The organism is Canibacter zhuwentaonis (assembly GCF_018531145.1).
GTDB lineage: Bacteria > Actinomycetota > Actinomycetes > Actinomycetales > Microbacteriaceae > Canibacter > Canibacter zhuwentaonis.
This window is the reverse complement of the sequence record NZ_JAHDSZ010000002.1, coordinates 112,898-132,694: the sequence shown is the minus strand read 5'-3', so window position 1 is coordinate 132,694 and position 19,797 is coordinate 112,898. Positions and strand designations below refer to the sequence as shown.

Annotated in this window: 16 protein-coding genes; 2 read left to right on the top strand and 14 right to left on the bottom strand. The window is 49.9% G+C overall.

Annotated elements, in window-relative coordinates:
* Positions 1–91: 91 nt before the first annotated feature.
* From KJY78_RS02765 to KJY78_RS02755, 3 genes are all read right to left on the bottom strand, one after another.
* The gene (locus tag KJY78_RS02765; protein WP_214337075.1) at positions 92–871 is read right to left on the bottom strand and encodes a DUF8185 domain-containing protein; all 780 of its coding nucleotides are present in this window, start codon (positions 869–871) and stop codon (positions 92–94) included.
* Positions 872–1,064: 193 nt separating this feature from the next.
* Entirely contained in the window at positions 1,065–5,153 is a 4,089-nt protein-coding gene (locus KJY78_RS02760) for an Eco57I restriction-modification methylase domain-containing protein (RefSeq protein WP_214337074.1), read from the bottom strand.
* Positions 5,150–6,082, bottom strand: coding sequence for a hypothetical protein (locus KJY78_RS02755; protein ID WP_214337073.1), 933 nt, complete (start codon positions 6,080–6,082; stop codon positions 5,150–5,152). The genes KJY78_RS02760 and KJY78_RS02755 overlap by 4 nt, the downstream gene beginning before the upstream one ends.
* Before the next feature lie 421 nt (positions 6,083–6,503).
* Here KJY78_RS02755 and KJY78_RS02750 point away from each other — a divergent pair, with 421 nt between their 5' ends.
* Together KJY78_RS02750 and KJY78_RS02745 are read left to right on the top strand one after the other, a co-directional pair.
* Positions 6,504–7,364, top strand: coding sequence for an acyl-CoA thioesterase (locus KJY78_RS02750; protein ID WP_214337072.1), 861 nt, complete (start codon positions 6,504–6,506; stop codon positions 7,362–7,364).
* Positions 7,365–7,387: 23 nt separating this feature from the next.
* Positions 7,388–8,218, top strand: a complete 831-nt coding sequence (locus tag KJY78_RS02745) for an alpha/beta fold hydrolase (protein ID WP_214337071.1) — start codon at positions 7,388–7,390, stop codon at positions 8,216–8,218.
* Positions 8,219–8,367: 149 nt separating this feature from the next.
* Here KJY78_RS02745 and ettA read toward each other — a convergent pair whose 3' ends face one another.
* The 11 genes from ettA to KJY78_RS02690 form a co-directional block, all read right to left on the bottom strand.
* Positions 8,368–10,050, bottom strand: a complete 1,683-nt coding sequence (gene ettA / locus KJY78_RS02740) for an energy-dependent translational throttle protein EttA (RefSeq protein ID WP_214337070.1) — start codon at positions 10,048–10,050, stop codon at positions 8,368–8,370.
* A gap of 62 nt (positions 10,051–10,112) precedes the next feature.
* Positions 10,113–10,580, bottom strand: a complete 468-nt coding sequence (locus tag KJY78_RS02735; protein ID WP_214337069.1) for a DUF6993 domain-containing protein — start codon at positions 10,578–10,580, stop codon at positions 10,113–10,115.
* Between the two features lie 137 nt (positions 10,581–10,717).
* Complete coding sequence (locus KJY78_RS02730; RefSeq protein ID WP_214337068.1) at positions 10,718–11,398, bottom strand: single-stranded DNA-binding protein; 681 nt, start codon at positions 11,396–11,398, stop codon at positions 10,718–10,720.
* Positions 11,399–11,707: 309 nt separating this feature from the next.
* Complete coding sequence (gene msrA / locus KJY78_RS02725; RefSeq protein WP_214337067.1) at positions 11,708–12,271, bottom strand: peptide-methionine (S)-S-oxide reductase MsrA; 564 nt, start codon at positions 12,269–12,271, stop codon at positions 11,708–11,710.
* Complete coding sequence (nadE, locus tag KJY78_RS02720; RefSeq protein WP_214337066.1) at positions 12,268–13,119, bottom strand: NAD(+) synthase; 852 nt, start codon at positions 13,117–13,119, stop codon at positions 12,268–12,270. Before nadE ends, msrA begins: the two co-directional genes overlap by 4 nt.
* Positions 13,120–13,143: 24 nt before the next feature.
* The gene (gene dnaE / locus KJY78_RS02715) at positions 13,144–16,680 is read right to left on the bottom strand and encodes a DNA polymerase III subunit alpha (protein ID WP_214337065.1); all 3,537 of its coding nucleotides are present in this window, start codon (positions 16,678–16,680) and stop codon (positions 13,144–13,146) included.
* Between the two features lie 52 nt (positions 16,681–16,732).
* Positions 16,733–17,650 carry an RluA family pseudouridine synthase gene (locus KJY78_RS02710; protein ID WP_214337064.1) on the bottom strand — a complete coding sequence of 306 codons (918 nt, stop codon included), beginning with the start codon at positions 17,648–17,650 and terminating at the stop codon, positions 16,733–16,735.
* Entirely contained in the window at positions 17,643–18,212 is a 570-nt protein-coding gene (lspA, locus tag KJY78_RS02705; protein ID WP_214337063.1) for a signal peptidase II, read from the bottom strand. Before lspA ends, KJY78_RS02710 begins: the two co-directional genes overlap by 8 nt.
* A gap of 10 nt (positions 18,213–18,222) precedes the next feature.
* The gene (locus KJY78_RS06710; RefSeq protein WP_214337062.1) at positions 18,223–18,804 is read right to left on the bottom strand and encodes a DivIVA domain-containing protein; all 582 of its coding nucleotides are present in this window, start codon (positions 18,802–18,804) and stop codon (positions 18,223–18,225) included.
* A 77-nt stretch (positions 18,805–18,881) separates the two neighbouring features.
* The gene (locus KJY78_RS02695) at positions 18,882–19,193 is read right to left on the bottom strand and encodes a YggT family protein (protein ID WP_214337061.1); all 312 of its coding nucleotides are present in this window, start codon (positions 19,191–19,193) and stop codon (positions 18,882–18,884) included.
* Between the two features lie 20 nt (positions 19,194–19,213).
* Positions 19,214–19,741 (bottom strand): cell division protein SepF, encoded by a 528-nt coding sequence (locus KJY78_RS02690; protein WP_214337060.1) that lies wholly within the window; start codon positions 19,739–19,741, stop codon positions 19,214–19,216.
* Between the last annotated feature and the right edge of the window lie 56 nt (positions 19,742–19,797).

Below are 19,797 nucleotides of genomic sequence, written 5' to 3'. Positions count from 1 at the left end.
ATATGAATAGAAATACCGCTGTTAATTGTAGCCGATTTAGCTGAGTGCGGCACATGATGTTTGTACGGCGGTGTTTTTACCTGCAGTTGGGCTAAAGCGCATTATTGCGGATTAGAACCGCGCCCGATTCTGTCTGCAGCCGCACCCATCCGGGTGCGCTGTACAGTGTGACAACAGCGTCAGCAGCAGTATCGCTTAAAAACCCCATCGCGGTGAGCGCAAACGCCGCTCCTGCGGGTACGCCGGGCAAAACCTGTGCGCCCCACACCTGCGCCCTGATTTTCTCGGTTATCGCAGATCCTGGTTGCTCGGGAAGCAGTCTTGCAACCTGCGCGCTCCCCTCCCGCGCAACCGTTAACAAAGAAGCTGCAGCAACAATCCCGGTCTGTTGCCACCCTCTAAAAGGCGGGGTTATTCCTGCCCACGCCACAGGCAAAGGCGCTGGGGGCAGCACAAGCTCAGTATTACACTCACCGCTATGCTGGGCATCGCTCCCTTGATTCTGCCCGGCACAACCCCGGGCAAGTCGCGCCAACCGTTCACTAATCGCGCCGGTCTCATACGTCTCGTTGACTGCGGCGCTTTGCTGAGAGATCTCGAAAGTTTTCAGCGCCAGCACGGTCGGAATCCGCTGCAAAAGACTCTGCGGCGCAAATACCGGAGCAATGACCGCAAGCTTGGCGCGCCCGTCCGCCACTCCTCCAGCAGCGCCGTTTTGTAGCGGATCAAACAAGCCCGCGCGCGCGACACAAGCCCCTAATTTGCGTGTTATAAACCAGATAGCCGCCCCGTTAAACTGCGCCTGCCGCGCCATAAACAGCCGCAGATCGGCGACGGCGGTTTCTGTGAGCAGATCTATAGCGGGTTTCACAGTGAACATTCTAGTGCGATAGCACGCTAAACCGCATTCGATATTTTCTCAGCGCGAAAAGTTACCTTTCGAGCCTCTAGAAGAATAAGCACGAAAAACGGGTCAACATAATTCAACAACGACCTAGAGAATAATTTTTAACGAGGGCAAAATGTCTTATTATCCAGGGCGAATTGAGTCTACGTAGTTCCCGTCACTCCATCTCTCTTACATTTTTCTCGATAAACTCAATTTCTTTTTCACTCAAAGCATATTTCGTGTAAAGCTGTTGATCAAGTTCTTTGATTGTACAGTTCCAGTTAATATCGAGATGTTCTGCAAAATTTTGCGCAGGAACATTTGCCCAAGTTGGTTGATTATTATCCTGAGTGACTTTAAGGCTTCCGAGCAACACTCTACACATTTTAGTCTTTAGATATGACAGAGCACGGGCAGAGATTTCTTCCGAAGGATAACTTCCAAAAGTTATAAAAGACTGGGTAACCCCGATTAGGGGTTCCCCGATTAGGGGTTCCCCGATTAGGGGTGTGCTTAACGCTTCTCCAAGAGAACCGGAACCATTAGATTTGGGAACAATTACTTTATAAGAGAAAGTATTCGGGTGATCTGAAATATACTTTGCTGGAATGTATTTCCAAACTCTTTTATTGTTTATCAAACCCAATATTCTAAGATCTCTATCAGATCTTGGAGCATCAGAAAACACCTCAAGTTGCTGAAAAATGCCGGTGGTTAGTCTCCGCTCTCTCCCGCTACTGCCCACCAACGAGCGCGCCTCAGGGTAATCTTCATAGAGTTTTTCAAGGTTAAACTTTTGCTGCAAATGAATATCTTGCATCCATGAAGTAAAATCGGCTGCAGATTTCACCTTTTGAACGATTGAGTTCAATTCTGGGAAAGACGTATAAGTGCCTATTGCACCAAGGTTTACATTTTCAAGGCGAAGAGTTATGGCGATACCGCCCTTAAAGCCTGTGTTAGGAAAAACTTTGCTTGCCAAAGGTTCGTACATGGGGACGGCTAAATGAGGGTCATTTAGCATTTTTTCGTTCCAGTTCTTTGCTGTTTTGCCAGCGTTAAACAGGAATCTACCGGGGGAAATAAAACAAGCTACACCTGAAATATTGTAACCAATTTCCATAAAATCTGGGTAGATTTGTTTATCACTCGTCCTTTGAAGGCTTTTTTGATAAGGCGGATTTCCAATAACTGTTCCGAATTGCACGCTGTCACATCCTTCAGGATTGTCTTCTATAGCAACATCAGCAAAGGGCTTATTCTGGCTGAGAATATCTTTGATCTTTGCATAATCAACCTCCTCAGTTTTTGTTTTGATGTCAAGAAGATTATAACTGGTAAACTTGCTTGCAATACACGCTGTGTTCAAACCCAGGATTTCATAAAATCGCTGCGTAAACTCATAGGCAACACCTGAGGTTGGAATCGCATAGATACTATCTTTGATGTCGTCGATTTCAAACCCTAAACTTTTTAATCGTTTAACTAATGCAACAGCATATTCTCCTGACTTTGAAGCGATATCAAGCAGTTTTTCACCCGATTCAACTGACTTCCGCAACTGGTCTTCTGGTAGTAAGCCAACCATATCATCCGCAATTTTCAGAGGCGTAATAATTTCCGAAGCAGACATCCGACTGAACTTTGCCAGCGAGGTTGTTGCACGCTCCAAAGGGCTCAAGCTTTCATCTGTTGCCAATGTAGAAATATTTTGGATTTTATAGTCCAACGCGCTTAACTTAAAGGCGTTCAAAGAATCTCGTAACGCCCGTACGTCTCGTTTATTAATACCGAGATTGCAAGCTAACCTTTTATGCTTTTCTTGTGCCAAGTTTTCCAAAACATCGTCCAGAGATTTTACTGATTCAGAGCAAAGAAACGCAAAGAATAAAATTCGTTGATAGTAAGTTCGGATTTTATTTTCTAAGTCTCTAACTTCCCTACTGCGATCTAGCAGCACAGGTTGTAGCACTGACAAAGAGTGGAGTTTAGAGTCATCCTTCTGGTTTGTTTCTTCTTTACTGGGAATATCAAGGTCTGTTCCCGGCATATCACTTTCATGTGCTTCTAGGGTGAGTCCACCTCTTGAGCCGAAAGGGTTTTGAGATTCTATAACTCGGCGTAGATTATCATCGCTCAAAACACTTAAATCAACGGGCAAGTCGAGCACTTCATCCGCAATAGAGCGTGAATTGTTGTATTTGTTCACTGCACGTAAAATATCAGCTGCTTGAACTTGTTCTAGCCTGTTATGATTAATGATAATTATAGGAGAAATGCGCAGCTCGCTTGCAATACGTTCTCGCAAGTGCGCATTTCCATTTTTCTCGGTATTTGCATTATATATAAGGGATTTTTGCTCTTGCATAGCAAAGAGACGATACGGATCGAAATCAACCAAAAGAGTTTGCGGTTTTAGACACTCCTTAATGATTTTCTTACCATCGCTTAGTTCTCGTACGTATTGATTTTGCAAACGAAAAATTGCCTGGTCATATTCTTGTGGACTAGCAGTATCTTTAAGGTAGAGCATAGTGTCCCATTGCTCAACAGTTGATCCAGTCAGCATACGATTTACCGTTAAGGTAAGCGTTTTTTTGCCACGGGTTTCAAGCTCTGCAATACGAGCTTGAATATCTCTAGCTGTACGGAATACACGAGAACCGTCAACGCCTGAGATGTTCAATATTTCGTATTGGCAAAGATTCTTAAAATCCATCCTATTATCAGCAATGAGCTTTTCTAGAGCATCACAAGAAGCGCAATACGGCAAAACCATCACCATATGGCGACACATCTGACCCTGTTTTATTTTTTCATAATCCAAAAACCCTAAAAGTTTAGAGTCGTTTGCACTCCCGTCAATAACTCGCAGAAAATCTAAGACCTCAATCTCATGTTCAAATTGCTGATGCAGTTTTGTTTTGTTGTCCTTTTTTATGGACTTTGGCTTCAATAGCGCAGACAAAGCTAGGTTAACTCCGTCTTTCTTTAAATCCTCCATTTTCTCAACTGCCCGTTGACTAGGATGGAACGCAAAGCGAATCATCTGCGGGAAGCCAAAATACGGGTTATCCCATTCTTCAGCATCATCATTGTCTATGTTTTGCTCATCCCAAGTCTCTTTCGCACTAGCAATGTCAGTAAATTGGACAAAAGAGATGATGTCTTGCGATTCAAACTCTGAACCCATTAAAATACGATACGGAGTACCAGAAAGATGCAAACGGATCTTAGCTTTAAGCTCTTTTAGCTGATCAGTAGCAGCGTCTAGGGATACCCGGTCGTCTTCTTGTTTACGAAGGATCTTAGAATCCTCTTTTAAATACTTCTCCTCGGAATGTTGCACCGTACGTAAAATCGCACCATAGCTGCCAGCGCGCGCCCCAAAGTGTGTCTCATCGACAACGAGCAAATCAATATTGTTTTCAAAAATTTGAGCGTGCTTTGCTTTGATCTCAGATCCTTGTAGATCCTGTAAAGTTAAAAATATAACGGCAGTTTCATCTTGAGCATGGATATCGGAAACGATGTTGTAATTTGCTAACAAATCCTGAGAACTTAAGAATTTATACCCAATAAAATTTCCCGGTCTCTCAACATTTTTCTGCCATTCCTCACGCACATCAGCCTTAGCTGAAACAATCAATACAGTTTTCGCATTAATAGCTTTAGCACAAGCCAAAGAGGTGAAAGATTTACCGAAACGCATAACAGCATACATCAACAAATTCGTGCGACCAGTCTTAACAGCCTTCACAAAATTATTAACAGCGTCTTGCTGATTAGGGCGTAGTTCCCATACATCACCGCGCTCATAATGCACGGTCACTGCCAACCGTTGACTAGTCTTATAATAAGAATACGTAGGGTTTTTAGCGCTATATTGATTATGGATATCGCCTATAGCATCTTCAATTTGAACAGGCAACACTTCTTTGAAGAACTCTCTGCTATAGTATGCCGCATTTTCAGGTAACTGTTCTGGCTGAAGACGCTCTTTCTCGAGCATAACTTCTAAATAATAGTGCACAGCGTGGTCACGAAAATACACGTCATCAGCAACTGTTGCTTTATGTTCGTACTCTTTTGTTAAATCCGGGAACTTTCGCTTCCACTCTTTCAAGCGAACACTCACAGGACGATATGTATCACCAACCTTTAGATAGTTTGGGATCGTGCCCGTCTGAAACGCGTAGATATGCGGTGTTGCGCGGCCAAATATTAGATTGTCAAGCAGTTCAATGTTATCTACCTGTTTCATTTTTGTCTCCGCTCAGACAACAAGCTATTAAAAGTATGTGTTTTTTTCGCTCGCCAATCTCTAATGTGGCAAGGAACAGGAAGCGGAGAGCTTTCGATCTCAAAAAGATCAAGTGTGTTTTGCTGCTGTTCATAGTATGCGGCATCACTATAGGGAGGAAAACCAGTCAGCCCATCCATCTGCCACAGATTCCAAGATAAAATAACGGCGATCCGCTTCAACTCCCCCGCTGTGGGGAATCGATCTAATGATGCCAGCATATAATCTCCGTAAGAAGCTAACAGATTCTCTCTTGCTAACAAAAGAGAATCTCCTTGATATTCAAACCCATAAGTAGCTTCAAAAGCTCGCTGTGACCACTTCAGCCACTCTTGTTCATTATCAACATTCTCAGAAACCACTCGCAGCTTGCGATCCAACAGTCCGATACGCTCACCAAGCGGAATCTTCTCTCCGCTGGTGGTGTCATATCTACTCACCAGGTAAGGAGCTTCGCCGCAGGTAATCTCTAGACGGTTCTCGTCGACATAGACCTTCCAAGAACGAGAAGACTCCTCTGAAAAATCTATCTTACCAGTCGTTGCAACCCAGGTTTTTTCAGAAGCACGGTTAAAAACATCAGGACGACCAAACCACACCTCGTCAACCAGGTTATTTTGCAAATTACAAACCCAGGAGGGTGTAAACACCTCAGCTTTCCTTTTTGTGCGCTCAGCTTGCACTTTTGCAGGCTTATCTACTCGCGGCGCAATAACGCCGGCATACTCGCCGGTAATAGCAGCAAACGTAATCTCCGCCTGCCCCTGGTGCATTTGACTTAAATCTTTGTAATCGTCAGTTGCCCACAAAATATTACGCCCTGCAGAGCGATCAAGCAGCAGCGTGCGCAGCACATCAGGATACTGATCCGCTAAAAACTGCTCATCCAAATCTTCAGGGAAAACCCGTTTGAAAAAATCTAAGCTAGTCATACTGCCGCATTCCGTACAATAGCTCAGCAAACATCGCCCAATACGAGACCCAGCGCACCCCAAAAGCAGTTATATTTTCGCCTTTACCGCCGCGCATGATTAAACGACCGGGAAAACAGCTCAGCAACTACTCTAATAAATTTGAATGATCTAAGCATCGACACGATCCTTTACATCTAAATCAAGATACGGTCTACTCCCAGCCGAAGTTAAGGCAGGCTAAAAGTGTTTTAATATTAGCACACCGGCATACAAATTGCGCACCTTATTTAGGCGCTTAACCTTAAAGTTATTGCGTTTTTCTGCGGATTCTAATTAACACTACGAGCAGGTAGGAACTACTCTGGTAACTTCGCTAGAATACTGCACGGAGGAATCAATGACACAACCCATAAATCTTGCCAGGCTTTTAACACTGCAATCATATGGCGCGGATTCGCCTGCGAACAGCTTTATCGGCGGCACGCCAGAGGGTGCGACGGGTCGCAGTTTTGGCGGGCAAATCATGGCGCAGGCCGCCTACGCCACCGGTCTCACAGTCTCTGAAGAGCACCGTATGCACTCGCTGCACGGCTATTTTATGCGCCCCGGTGACGCTTCAAAACAGACCGCGTTTAACGTGGAAGAAATTTTCACCGGCGGCACTTTTGCTACCCGGCGCGCCCAGGGGTATCAGGGTGATGTGCCGATTATGTCAATGATCGCGTCGCACCAACGCCCAACAGATGGCGAATCATTCAGTGACAGTTTTGATTTGAGCACGCTTACTGCGCCCACCGAGATACCATCGCTGCGCGACACCTACCGACACCTATCCCACCTGCCCGCAGGCGCGGATATACTCACGCGCCCCTTTGATTTTCGCTATGTTGAAGGCGATGTTATGCAGTCTGTGCCCAAGCAGCAAACAACACAGCACGTGTGGATTAAAACAATAGCAGCACTGCCAGAGAGCGCCCTGCTGCATCGGGCTGCACTCATTTATGTTAGCGACTACCTGTTCATGGAACCCGCGCTGCGCGGATTTGGTAGATCGTGGCTCACCCCCGGAATGAAATGCGCGAGCCTAGATTTTGCAGTGTGGTTTCACTCCGATTTCAACGTTAATGAGTGGTTGCTGTACGAGTTGCACACCGTGAATGCCGGGCACGGCAGGGCTCTCACGCAGGGTAAGTTTTATAACGAGCAGGGCGTCCTGGTTGCCTCAGCCGCGCAGGAAGTAATGCTGCGCCTGCCGTAGGCTTGGCTACAGAAGGAAAATCGATGTTGGCAAACACAAGCAATAAAACCGGGGTGAAAACAACTTTTATCGCGGGGGAGCGCGCAGAGCTAACAGTTTTTGTGCACGGTCTGCTGGGGCGAGGACGCAACTTTATGCAGCACGCAAAAGAGCTCAGATCGCTCTCAAACTCACTCCTGATCGATATGCCCAACCACGCCGAGTCGAGCTGGACAAGCGAGTTTAGCTATCTGGAAACAGCCGAGCTAATAGTTGCGGCCGTTAAAGAACACCCGGCTTTTGAGGCGGCTCGCGGCAAAATCCATATGCTCGGGCACTCGATGGGCGGTAAGGCTGCAATGTTTATTGCGCTGCTGCACCCTGAGCTTATTAAATCACTGATCATTGTTGATATTGCGCCCACGCACCGCCCCAATAGTGAGAATTATTTCGTGCGGCTCATTGATAAACTGCTGGCTCTAGACCTGGCGTCTCTAGAGAGTCGTGCTGCAGCGGATCAGCTGCTACAGGTCGGTATTCCAGATGCTGCGGTGCGCACTTTTCTGCTGCAGAACCTGGCGCGAAAAACTGGCAACGGTTTTTATTGGCAGGCAAACTTGCAATTGCTGCGAGATAATCTTGACTCGATTATGGGCTTTAATGCGCCAGCAGGGGCTGTTTTTAACGGCCCTGTGCTGTGGCTTGCGGGGGAAAAATCGAACTATATTAAACCCGATGATTTTAACGTTATGCAGCTTCTTTTTCCTAACACTGTGTCCGTTACAGTTCCGAATGCTGGACACTGGGTACACGCTGACAACCCCACAGAGTTTGACCGCCTAATCCACGAACACATCAATGCAAACAGTAACTAGCCGCAATATAAAACTGGTAAGCTGTATTATTAAACTACAACAACCCAGTTTTACAGCCCGGTTTTAATACGCCTTACCGCATTAAAATCGGTGCGCGCTATTCTTTAGCGTCTAGCTTACGCAACCTGCCAGCGTGCGATCAACATCCATTAATCGCGCGTGAGTTTGCGGTATGTCATGCGTGATGGTTTAGCAGCATCGGCACCAAGACGTTCGATCTTATTCTTCTCGTAGCCTTCAAAGTTACCCTCGTACCAGTACCAGGATGCTGGGTTTTCGAGGGTGCCCTCATAGGCGAGAATGTGCGTCGCTATTCTGTCTAGAAACCACCTGTCGTGTGTGATAACCACAGCACAGCCGGGGAACTCCAAAAGAGCGTTCTCAAGGCTTGCAAGCGTTTCAACGTCAAGGTCGTTAGTCGGCTCGTCAAGCAACAGCAGGTTACCGCCCTGCTTCAGAGTAAGCGCAAGGTTTAGCCTGTTACGCTCACCTCCTGATAACACACCCGATGGTTTCTGCTGGTCAGGCCCTTTAAAACCAAAACTTGAGACATACGCGCGGGATGGAATTTCAACATTTCCAACCTGAATATAATCAAGACCGTCTGAAACAACCTCCCACACTGTTTTTTTAGGATCAATTCCGGCACGGCTCTGATCCACGTAACTGAGTTTCACGGTTTCACCGATTTTCAGCTCGCCGCCGTCGAGTTCCTCAATGCCCACAATCGTTTTAAAAAGAGTCGTTTTACCAACGCCGTTAGGGCCAATAATGCCCACAATGCCGTTGCGCGGCAGAGAGAAACTCAGCCCGTCAATCAGCGTACGCTCTCCAAAACCTTTTTGTAGGTTGTTTGCCTCGAGCACAATTCCGCCAAGACGCGGTCCTGGCGGAATCTGAATCTCTTCAAAGTCTAGCTTCCGAGTGCGCTCAGCCTCCACAGCCATTTCTTCGTAACGCGCCAGACGAGCTTTTGATTTAGCCTGCCGTCCCTTAGAGTTAGACCGCACCCATTCCAGCTCATCTTTCAAACGCTTGTGCAGTTTAACGTCTTTACGCCCCTGCACCTCAAGGCGTTCCGCTTTCTTTTCCAGATAGGTTGAATAGTTACCCTCGTAAGGATAAAGACGACCACGATCCACTTCGGCAATCCACTCGGCAACATGATCCAGGAAGTACCTGTCGTGTGTGATCGCAATAATTGCGCCCGGATATTTTTGCAGGTGCTGCTCTAACCAGAGCACACTCTCCGCGTCAAGGTGATTAGTGGGCTCGTCAAGCAGGAGCAGATCCGGTTTTTCTAGCAGCAGTTTACACAACGCAACACGGCGTTTTTCGCCGCCTGATAGCACACTAACTTTTTCTTCTGAGGGCGGACACCGCAGGGCATCCATCGCCTGCTCCAGCTGATTGTCAAGATCCCAGGCATCAAGCGCGTCAATCTGCTCTTGCAGCTCGCCCATCTCGGGCAAGAGCGCGTCGTAATCAGCATCAGGATTAGCAAGCTCTGCGCTGATCTCATTAAAACGGTCGATTTTAGCCTTTGTTTCAGCAACGGCCAGCTGCACGTTTTCAAGCACGGTTTTATCTTCGTCAAGCTCCGGCTCCTGCATTAGAATACCCACGGAGAATCCCGGGGTCAGTTTAGCCTCGCCGTTAGAAGGAGTGTCAAGCCCCGCCATTATTTTCAGAATAGTCGACTTACCGGCTCCGTTAGGACCAACCATGCCAATTTTTGCGCCGGGGAAAAATGACATCGTCACATCGTCAAGGATCACTTTATCTCCGTGAGCTTTGCGCGCACGCACCATTTGATAAATATATTCAGCCATTTACTTTACGCTAAATTCCTCTCGTTACTCCGGTCTCTAAACAAAACTTTAACTATGCCACTCTACCAGTCAATATAGCGGGTGTTGCCGATTAAACAAAGATCTTTATTGGGGCCAACGGTTGCAATTCGTGCCACCTGATAGCTGCGGTCTCCCGTCTCAAATTGCGCGATCAAACACTCATGCTCGATACGCACGGCAATAAACATTGAATCAACCTCAAGATTGATTTTAGTTCTATCGCCGGTGACCTGCATAGCACCCTTATCAAATCCGCGTTCAGCATAGTAATTAACGAGCGGTTCCCCCTCAAGAGGAGATTCTGATTCTGCGTATTCCTTTGTGACCTTAGCAAAAAAAGCCTCGTTAACCGCAGCTGATGCACCTGGCTGATACTCAACCGTCTTTTCAGCAGGTTTAATGCTCTGCCGCTCAGGCTGCTCGGGCTCTAAAACTTTAACGGAAATGCTGCTGCACCCGCCAACGCCCATTAAAACAACAAGAGCAGCAGCGGCTACAACTTTTTTCACCCCGCGCGAGTTAAACCTATTGCGTAAACACAAAAACATAAGCACAATTTTAGCGCGACAAACTGCGCCCACCCCGTGTAACGGGAATGAGCGCAGTTTGATCCGCAACAGTAAGCAGAAATACTGCGCAGTTGCGCCTAAGCTGGCACAAGACTTTGCTTAGCATCGGGTTTCACAGCCCCACTTCGCGCAGATTTGTCGACCGCGCCAGCAGCTACAGAGGGACCTCCGCCTGCCTCCTGTTTAGCCACTGATTCCACCGCAATCCCCCACGCGCTGCCGACCGTTTGTAGCTCTTTGTTAGACCCTGCGGTTTTCCAGACAGAATCACCGCCGAGCTGATCTGCGCTAGACACACTGCCAGATCCGCCCGCCACGGTCTTGTTACCCACTGCTGCAGCGCCTGTCACAAGCTCACTATTAGCATCGTCTGCAGATTTTGCTTCGCTGTTTTTAGCGAACGCAGTGCGCTCGTACTTCGTGATTCCAAAGCGCAGATCGTGACCCAGACCGTCCGCGTCAAGCTCAGCAACCGTGCCCGACCTGCCGTCACTTTTGCTCCAGTTACGCACGCGCATTCTGCCCGTGACTATCACGCGCTGCCCTTTAGCAATAGAAACCGCAGCGTTATTGCCCAGCGAGTTGTTGCTGTTTACCGTGTACCAACTAGTCTCGGTTTCAACCCACTGCCCGGTTGTGCGATCGTATCTGCGATCATTTTCTGCAAGCCGAAAAGTGCATTTAGCACCCCCGTTATCAAACTGGATAATGCGCGGATCGGTCGCAACCGTGCCGATAACTGTAATCTGAGCGCTCATAATAGCTCCCCTCAATAAATAGTTTTAGTGTGAACAACAGGGTCAATAGGCGTCGTGCCGCAACTCCCATCGACCCTGTGAAACTATTTTCGGGCACGCTTACCGCTAATTTTAGAAAAATTCACAACCCCGTGCATAACACTGTTAATACCAGTGCTGTGACAAACAATTCGCAAGTTAAAACGCGCTGCGGGATTAATGCACAGCAACGCGCGAGCGGATTACCGCCCGCAACACCCCGCACGGCACACTCCGCGCAGAAACAGAATCCGCCAAAACCCCGTAAACTAACGCGCACACTCCTTAAAACTACCGTGCGTACTCCATAAACTTTGCGCGCACCTTGTTCACCTTCGGCACGGCAACAGCAAGGCAGTAGCCCTGGCTCGGGTTTTTAGCAAAATAATCCTGGTGATATTCCTCGGCGATAAAAAACTCTTCGAGCTCTTCAAAAGCGGTCACAATTTCACCGTCCCACAGGTTTGCGGCACGCTCAGCCGCCGCCAAAAACTGTGTTTTCTGGTCTTCGTCACTGTAAAACATAACCGAGCGGTACTGTGTGCCGATGTCGTTACCCTGCCCGTTCAACTGGCGCGGGTCGTGCATTGTAAAATACGCATCCAAAATTACGCTCGCCGGAATCTCGCGCTCATCAAAAGTTATGCGCACAACCTCAGCGTGCCCGGTGTCACCATCGCAAACCCGCTTATACTGTGCTGTATCTGCCTGCCCACCAGCGTATCCGCACTCAACAGACGCGACTCCGCGCAAAACCTTGTATGCCGCGTCAAGACACCAAAAACACCCGCCACCGAGCACGAACGATGTTAATTTAGTATCTGCTGCAGCAACTGCCTCTGCTGTTGTGTTCACTGTAACCACCAATCATTATCAGGATGCGCCGCGCTGTTGCGCTTGTGTCTGCTCGATATAAACTTACCTTCGATTGTATCGATAACACGCTGAGCAACCTCTTCACCCATTAAATAGGCGTCAATTTCAGTGTAGCTAACACCCAGGCTGTCTTCGTCAAGCTGCCCGGGATTATCATCCAGCAAATCAGCTGTCGGAGCTTTTAACCAGGTGCGATCGGGCGCGCCCAGCTCACGCAAAAGCTGCGCCCCCTGCGATTTGGTAAGCCCGTGCAACGGCATTAGATCAGCCGCACCATCACCGTATTTGGTGAAAAACCCGGTCACCGCCTCCGCAGCATGATCCGTGCCAATCACGAGCAGCCTGTGCGCCGCCGCTATCGCGTACTGCGCAACCATTCGCGCGCGCGCTTTGATATTGCCCCGGTTAAAATCAGTGACAGGAGCACCAACGCCAGAGGCCTGCAAACTGCCTGCCACGCCCTGCGCGAGCGCGTCAACACCGGGTTTAATATCAACTGTGAGCACACGATCTGGCGCAATAAACTCAAGTGCTAAACGCGCGTCGACCTCGTCAAACTGCCTACCGTACGGCAGGCGCACCGCATAAAAACAGTAGTCAGCTCCAGTTGTTTCACGCAGCTGCGCAACCGCGAGCTGCGCAAGCCGACCAGCGAGCGTCGAATCCTGCCCGCCAGAAATACCCAAAACATAGCCACGAGCGCCCGTTTGTAGCAGGTAATCCTGCAAAAACTGCACCCGTCTGCACACTTCCTGGGGCGGATCGATCCGCCGCCGCACGCCCAGCTCCGCAATAATCTGCGCCCGCAAACTGCCCTGTGAAACCACTTTTACTCCTCCTACGCAGCTGCGCTAACTGCCTATATCAACGCAGTGCGGACCGAGCAAAACCTTCAGCTCGGCATACAAATCACCGCTCACGCGCACCGTCATTTCAAGATCGTAAACGCGAATCCAGTCGTTACTGCTCAGGTGCAGCTGCACCCCTGTTGTGCCCGCGTGCCGTTTGAATATCGCCAGCAGCTCTTCACACGTCGGCCGTGTTGCCTGCTCACTAGTCATGCGCAGGTTCAAATCGCTCTGCTCTCGCACACTGCTCGCGTTCAGCTGCCGCACGCTGTATCCGCGGACTATTATGCCGTCATCACGCGCGTTAATCTGCCCGGAAACCGCAACAACCTGATCAGCAACGAGCTGGCTGCTGCACTCGCCATAAACCTGCCCGGTAAATATCAGCTGCACCTCGCCGGTGAAATCCTCGAGAACAGCTTTGCCATAAGCGTTACCAGATTTTGCGGTGAGATGATCCGCTCGCGTTAACAGCCCAGCAACCGTGACCCGATCGCCATCAGAGTTTTCAGAGTTCACAACCTGCCCCGCACTGTGACTGGCTTCCCGCGCCAGCAAACTCTCAAGCCCTTTTAGCGGATGATCAGAAACGTACAACCCAATCATCTCGCGCTCAAACGCAAGCTTGTCGCGCTTGTGATATTCTGGCATCTCTGGAATCTGCATCGAGCCATGCTGCGCCTGCTCATCAGCCAGCGGATCCTGCGCGAACAGCTCATCAAAATCGAAACCGATTTTACCGTGATCAGCATCGCGCTTTGCTTTCATGCCGTGATCTATCAGATCCTCGTAAACATTCATAAGCGCGCGGCGGGTGTGCCCGAGCGAATCAAAAGCACCGGCCTTAATAAGCGATTCAATTGTACGTTTGTTCAGCACCTGCGTTGGCATAGTCTTTATAAAGTCGCCAAAATTTACGTATTTACCGTCTTTGCGACCGGCGATAATCGAGCTCACAACGTTATGCCCAACGTTGCGCACAGCGCCAAGCCCGAAGCGGATGTCGTCACCAACGGCGGCGAAATTATCCACCGACTCATTAACATCGGGCGGCAACACCTCAATTTTCATTTTGCGGCACTCGTTAAGATAGAGCGCCAGCTTGTCTTTGTCTTTGCCACCAACGCCCGTGAGCAGCGCCGCCATATATTCTGCGGGATAGTGAGCTTTCAGATACGCCGTCCAGTAGCTAATAACGCCGTAAGCTGCCGAGTGTGCCTTGTTAAAAGCATAATCGGCGAACGGCACCATAATATCCCAGAGCCGTTTAATGGCTTCTTCCGAGTATCCTCGCTCGCGCATACCAGCAGAAAAGAAAACAAACTGTTCATCAAGCTCAGATTTTTTCTTTTTGCCCATAACCCGGCGCAAAATATCCGCTTGTCCGAGTGAATAACCCGCAACCCGCTGCGCGATTGTCATAACCTGCTCTTGATAAACAATCAGCCCATAGGTGGTGTCTAGGATATCCGCGAGCGGCTCCGCTAATTCCGGGTGGATCGACACAATTTCCTGCCGCTTATTTTTGCGCAGCGCGTAATTAGTGTGCGAATCAGCGCCCATGGGCCCTGGTCTGTAAAGCGCCAAAACCGCAGAAATATCCTCGAAATTATCCGGCTTCATAAGCCGCAGCAGCGATCTCATCGCGTCACCATCAAGCTGAAAAACCCCGAGCGTATCGCCGCGCGCGAGCAAATCGTAAGAGGCTTTATCCGTTAACTCTAGAGATTCCAAGTCAATTTCAATACCGCGGTTTGCTTTAATGTTTTCGAGCGCATCAGAAACAATTGTGAGGTTGCGCAAGCCCAGAAAATCCATTTTGATCAGCCCCAGGCTCTCACAGCTGGGGTAATCAAACTGGGTGATAATCTGCCCGTCCGCTTCACGCTTCATTAGCGGGATAATACCGAGCAGCGGCTCGCTCGACATAATCACGCCCGCGGCGTGCACGCCCCACTGTCTTTTTAGCCCCTCAAGACCACGCGCCACTTCAAAAACTTTTTGCGCCTCGGGATCCGTTTCTATCAGCGTGCGAATATCGATCGCCTCGCGATAGCGCGGATGCTTTTCATCAAAAATACCCGACAGCGGAATATCCTTGCCCATAACCGCCGGCGGCATCGCTTTTGTTAGCTTCTCGCCGACAATATAGGGGTAACCGAGCACCCGCGCGGAGTCTTTCAACGCCTGCTTTGATTTAATCGTGCCGTAGGTGACAATCTGCGCAACACGCGCGTCCCCGTATTTTTCGGTTACGTAGTTAATAACCTCGCCACGCCTGCGATCATCAAAATCAACATCAAAGTCGGGCATACTAACCCTGTCAGGATTTAGAAACCGCTCAAAAAAGAGGCTATGCACAAGCGGATCAAGATCTGTGATTCTAAGCAGGTACGCAACCATTGACCCAGCACCGGAACCGCGCCCCGGGCCAACCCTGATCCCGTTATTTTTAGCCCAGTTAATAAAGTCGGCAACCACTAAAAAGTACCCGGCAAAACCCATCTGCGTAATCACCGAAAGCTCATACTCTGCGCGCTCTTGTACGGCAGTGCTGTGCCCGTCGGGATACCTGTAGGCAAGCCCGCGCTTAACCTCCTGCACCAGCCAGCTATCTTCTGTTTCCCCCTCCGGCACGGGAAACCTCGGCATATAGTTAGCCGTGGTGTCAAACTCTGCCTCGCACCGCTCCGCAATAAGCAGGGTGTTGTCGCAAGCTTCGGGGAATTCCCGAAACAGGTGCCGCATCTCGACGGGAGTTTTTAGGTAGTAGCTTGTTCCGTCAAACTTAAATCGGTTAGTGTCATCAATTCGCGATCCCGCCTGCACACACAGCAGCGCATCGTGGGCGGTCGCATCCGCCGCATTTACATAGTGCAAATCGTTGGTGGCAACGAGCGGGATCTGCAGTTCTGATGCCAGGCGCAGCAGGTCTTTGGTGATCCGCCGCTCAATTTCAAGCCCGTGGTCCATCAGCTCGCAAAAAAAGTTTTCTTTGCCGAAAATATCTTGAAACTCCGCGGCCGCCTGTTTTGCCTCCGCGTACTGCCCCAGACGCAACCTGGTTTGCACCTCACCAGAGGGGCAGCCGGTTGTTGCGATTAGCCCGTTCGCATGCTCCGCAAGAATCTCGCGATCCATGCGCGGCTTAAAATAGTAGCCCTCAATAGATGCCCTGCTGGAGAGCCTGAACAGGTTGTGCATTCCCCCTGTGCTCTGCGCGAGCAGGGTCATGTGCGTGTACGCGCCGCCGCCGGACACGTCGTCACCGCCGCCGCTTGCCCAGCGCACCCGTGTGCGGTCACTGCGGTGAGTGCCAGGAGTTAAATAGGCCTCTGTGCCGATAATCGGCTTCACTCCGGCGGATTTAGCCCGCCGCCAAAACTCGAAAGCGCCAAACACATTGCCGTGATCCGTCATCGCAATAGCCGGCATACCCTGCGCCGCAACACTGTCAACGAGCTCACCAATACGTGCCGCCCCGTCGAGCATTGAATACTCGGTGTGCACGTGCAAATGCACAAAATTCGTTTTAGACACAACCACTCCCACTGCCTAGTATGCCATCTTAACAGCCCACCCGATTCTTGGGTTAATAGCTTAACGCGTTTAACGCGGCAACAAGCTCGGGCGTGTAGTCGCTCTGAAAAAGCATCCGCTCAGTGGATACCGGGTGCGTTATTTCAAGCTCGCGAGCGTGCAACCACTGCCGGTTAAGCCCCAGTTTAACAGCCATTTTAGGATCCGCACCGTACATAATATCGCCCACGCAGGGGTGCTTGTGCGCGGCCATGTGCACCCTGATTTGGTGGGTACGCCCGGTCTCAATCGCAATCTCCAGCAGTGTTGCGTGCGGCAGGGCTTCGAGCGTATCATAGTGGGTCACCGCGTTTTTACCATCGCCAATTACCGCAAACTTCCACTCAGCACCGGGATGGCGCCCGATCGGCGCATCTATTGTGCCATAAAACGGATCCGGATGCCCCTGCACCAGCGCGTGATATATTTTACGCACCTCGCGATACTTAAACTGCCGCTTTAGCTCGGCATAGGCATACTCGCTTTTGCACACGACCATAACACCGCTTGTGCCCTGATCGAGCCGGTGAACAATCCCTTGCCGCTCGGGAGCGCCACTTGTGGCGATGCGATAGCCTTTAGCGGCCAGCCCGCCCAGCACTGTGTGCCCGTTCCAGCCGTGCGATGGATGCGCGGCAACTCCCGCGGGTTTCTGCACAACAACAAGATGCTCGTCATCATGCAAAATCCGCATCTCGGGAATTTCCTCGGGAATTACTTCCGGTTCGGGTTTAGGCATCCAGTGTGCCAGCAGGTGCGCTCCCTCGCGCAAGCGGTCGCTTTTGCGCAGCGGCTTTGCATCCTGCGTTGCACCACCGGCAACAATAATTTCAACTATCCAACTGCGCGGCTGAGCTGTGAGCTCGGCAATTGCGGCATCCGCTCGCACCCCGTCAAGTTCGGCCGGCACGGTAATATTCAACTCAGGCATCGCGCACCGTTTCAGCCGCGGCGGATCGCCCCTCCTTAGGTTTTTTACGCTCTGCTCGCACATTCAGCAGGGTTAAAATAATCATCACGATAACGGCGCCAACAAGCCCGATATCGGCGACGTTATACACCGCTGGCACCAGCCACGGCGTGGAAATCATGTCAACCACGTGTCCAACAGCAAAGCCCGGGGCGCGAAAGAGCCTGTCGTAGAGATTACCGAGCGTGCCGCCCAGCATTAGCCCAATAGCCGCAGCCCAGCGCAGCGAATTTATTTTGGGAATGTGCCACAAAATCACGCCAATAACAACGGCTGCTAAAACGGTAAAAACCCAGGTTTTATCGCTCAAAATCGAAAACGCAGCGCCGGAGTTGTACACCAAATACCACTGCAGAGTTTCCCCCACCACGGGCACGGGATCGCGCAGGGTAAGGGTTGTTTCAGCCCAGTGCTTAACACCCTGATCTAAAACAGCCCAGCAAAGAGCAACGCCGACCAGCAGAAAAATTGCTAGCCGACGTTCACCCTTTTCGGGAAGACCCTTAGCGTAGTATGCCCGCATAAACTGCTATCTAGCGAGCAGACCCGCCAGATACGCTAAGCCCCTCATTAAGACCCTTCAACTGTGACTCAATGTAAGACTTAAGGGTTGCGCGGTATTCTTTCTCAAATCCTTTAAGCTCTTCAATCTTTGTTTCAAGATTAAAGCTTTCTGCCGTCAGACGGCGCAACTGCTCTTCACGCTTCGCAGTTGCTTCGCTTACGATGCGGCTAGCCTCAGCTTCGCCCTCGCTAATAAGCTGTGCACGCTTAGTCTTGCCCTCATTAATGTGCTTATCGTGCAACTCCAGCGCGAGCTTCAGCATAGCGCTAGACTTCTGTACATCCATATCCGTACCGGAAACTGACGCAGCAATAGGAGCTGCAGTCTGCTTCGACCCAGCAGCGCTCTCAGCTTTACCTGCGCGAGCTGCCTCAAGCTCTGCTGTTAGCTCGGCAACCCGCTTCTGTAGTTGCTCACGCTCTGCGTCACGAGCGTCGAGATCAGCAACAATCTCATCAAGGAAATCATCAACCTGGTCTGGTTCGTAACCGTCACGAAACTTCGTAATGGTGAAAGTCTTGGTTTTTACGTGTTCTGGAGTTAAAGCCATTTTCTCTCTTTTCGATCGAGCAACAAACTACTTATCTATCTAATACGGTAGCAAATGTATATGTAAAAGATGTGTAACTAGCTTACAGCACGGGACAACCAATACGTAAAAGTCAGTGCATACATCAATAGCCAGAGGGCAACTATTACAATCATCAATGACAGGTCAAGCAAAACCGGACCGAGCCTAACAGGCTTTATACGCCTGCGCACAAAATTCACCGGCGGATCAGTGACAATATAAACCAGTTCAAACAGAATTACCAATATCTTAGGGGTGCGAAAATCTCTGGGGATTAGCACCCGCACCCATTCCAAGACAAGACGACACCAGAGTATAGCCAGATAGAAGTTTACGATATTGGATACCCAAAGAAATACTGTTGCCACCTGTAATAGCTTCTTTCCCGCTACTCTTTGGGCGCGACGTAAAATGATCCGCTATCAGAATACCCCACGCGCGCTTCTTTAGCCTCGCCCTCAGAGATGCTGATAGCCTCGGGGGTTATTATAAAAACCTTGCCCGTGATCCGCTTCAAATGCCCGTTTACTCCCAGCACAACGCCGCTCGCAAAATCAAGGATTCGCTGCCCCTGTGCATCAGCGATACCGGATAGATCAAGCACGATCGGAATCCCGCTGCAGAGCAGCTCAGCGATGCGCGGTGCCTCGCTAAAGCTACTCGGGCGCAGGGTTTCGATTTCTGTGAAATCGCTGTTTATTGGGGCGTGCGTTGGCACACTCTTGCGCAGCGGTGTAACCCGCGCATACTCCTGCGTCTCGGGCGCGGCAGAGGTAACCTTCCGCGTGGGCTCTGTTGGCTTGTAGTCATAGCTCTCAAGCTCATCAGCATCAGAACTGTAAAAAAGCGTATCCAACCCGAGCTTGCCCAGGCTTTTGCTCACAAAACCCTTACCTTTGCCTGTTTCTTCTGCCATGTTACTCCTCGTACCTAGCGCCTTTGATGCTCCAGAATAGTAGCCTCAATATAAAA

What these genes read in the sequence shown, in the direction of transcription:
- KJY78_RS02760 (WP_214337074.1), bottom strand. Translation starts at nt 5,153, where the DNA reads ATGAAACAGGTAGATAACATTGAACTGCTTGACAATCTAATATTTGGC.
- KJY78_RS02750 (WP_214337072.1), top strand. Translation starts at nt 6,504, where the DNA reads ATGACACAACCCATAAATCTTGCCAGGCTTTTAACACTGCAATCATAT.
- KJY78_RS02745 (WP_214337071.1), top strand. Translation starts at nt 7,388, where the DNA reads ATGTTGGCAAACACAAGCAATAAAACCGGGGTGAAAACAACTTTTATC.
- ettA (WP_214337070.1), bottom strand. Translation starts at nt 10,050, where the DNA reads ATGGCTGAATATATTTATCAAATGGTGCGTGCGCGCAAAGCTCACGGA.
- KJY78_RS02730 (WP_214337068.1), bottom strand. Translation starts at nt 11,398, where the DNA reads ATGAGCGCTCAGATTACAGTTATCGGCACGGTTGCGACCGATCCGCGC.
- KJY78_RS02710 (WP_214337064.1), bottom strand. Translation starts at nt 17,650, where the DNA reads ATGCCTGAGTTGAATATTACCGTGCCGGCCGAACTTGACGGGGTGCGA.
- lspA (WP_214337063.1), bottom strand. Translation starts at nt 18,212, where the DNA reads ATGCGGGCATACTACGCTAAGGGTCTTCCCGAAAAGGGTGAACGTCGG.
- KJY78_RS06710 (WP_214337062.1), bottom strand. Translation starts at nt 18,804, where the DNA reads ATGGCTTTAACTCCAGAACACGTAAAAACCAAGACTTTCACCATTACG.
- KJY78_RS02690 (WP_214337060.1), bottom strand. Translation starts at nt 19,741, where the DNA reads ATGGCAGAAGAAACAGGCAAAGGTAAGGGTTTTGTGAGCAAAAGCCTG.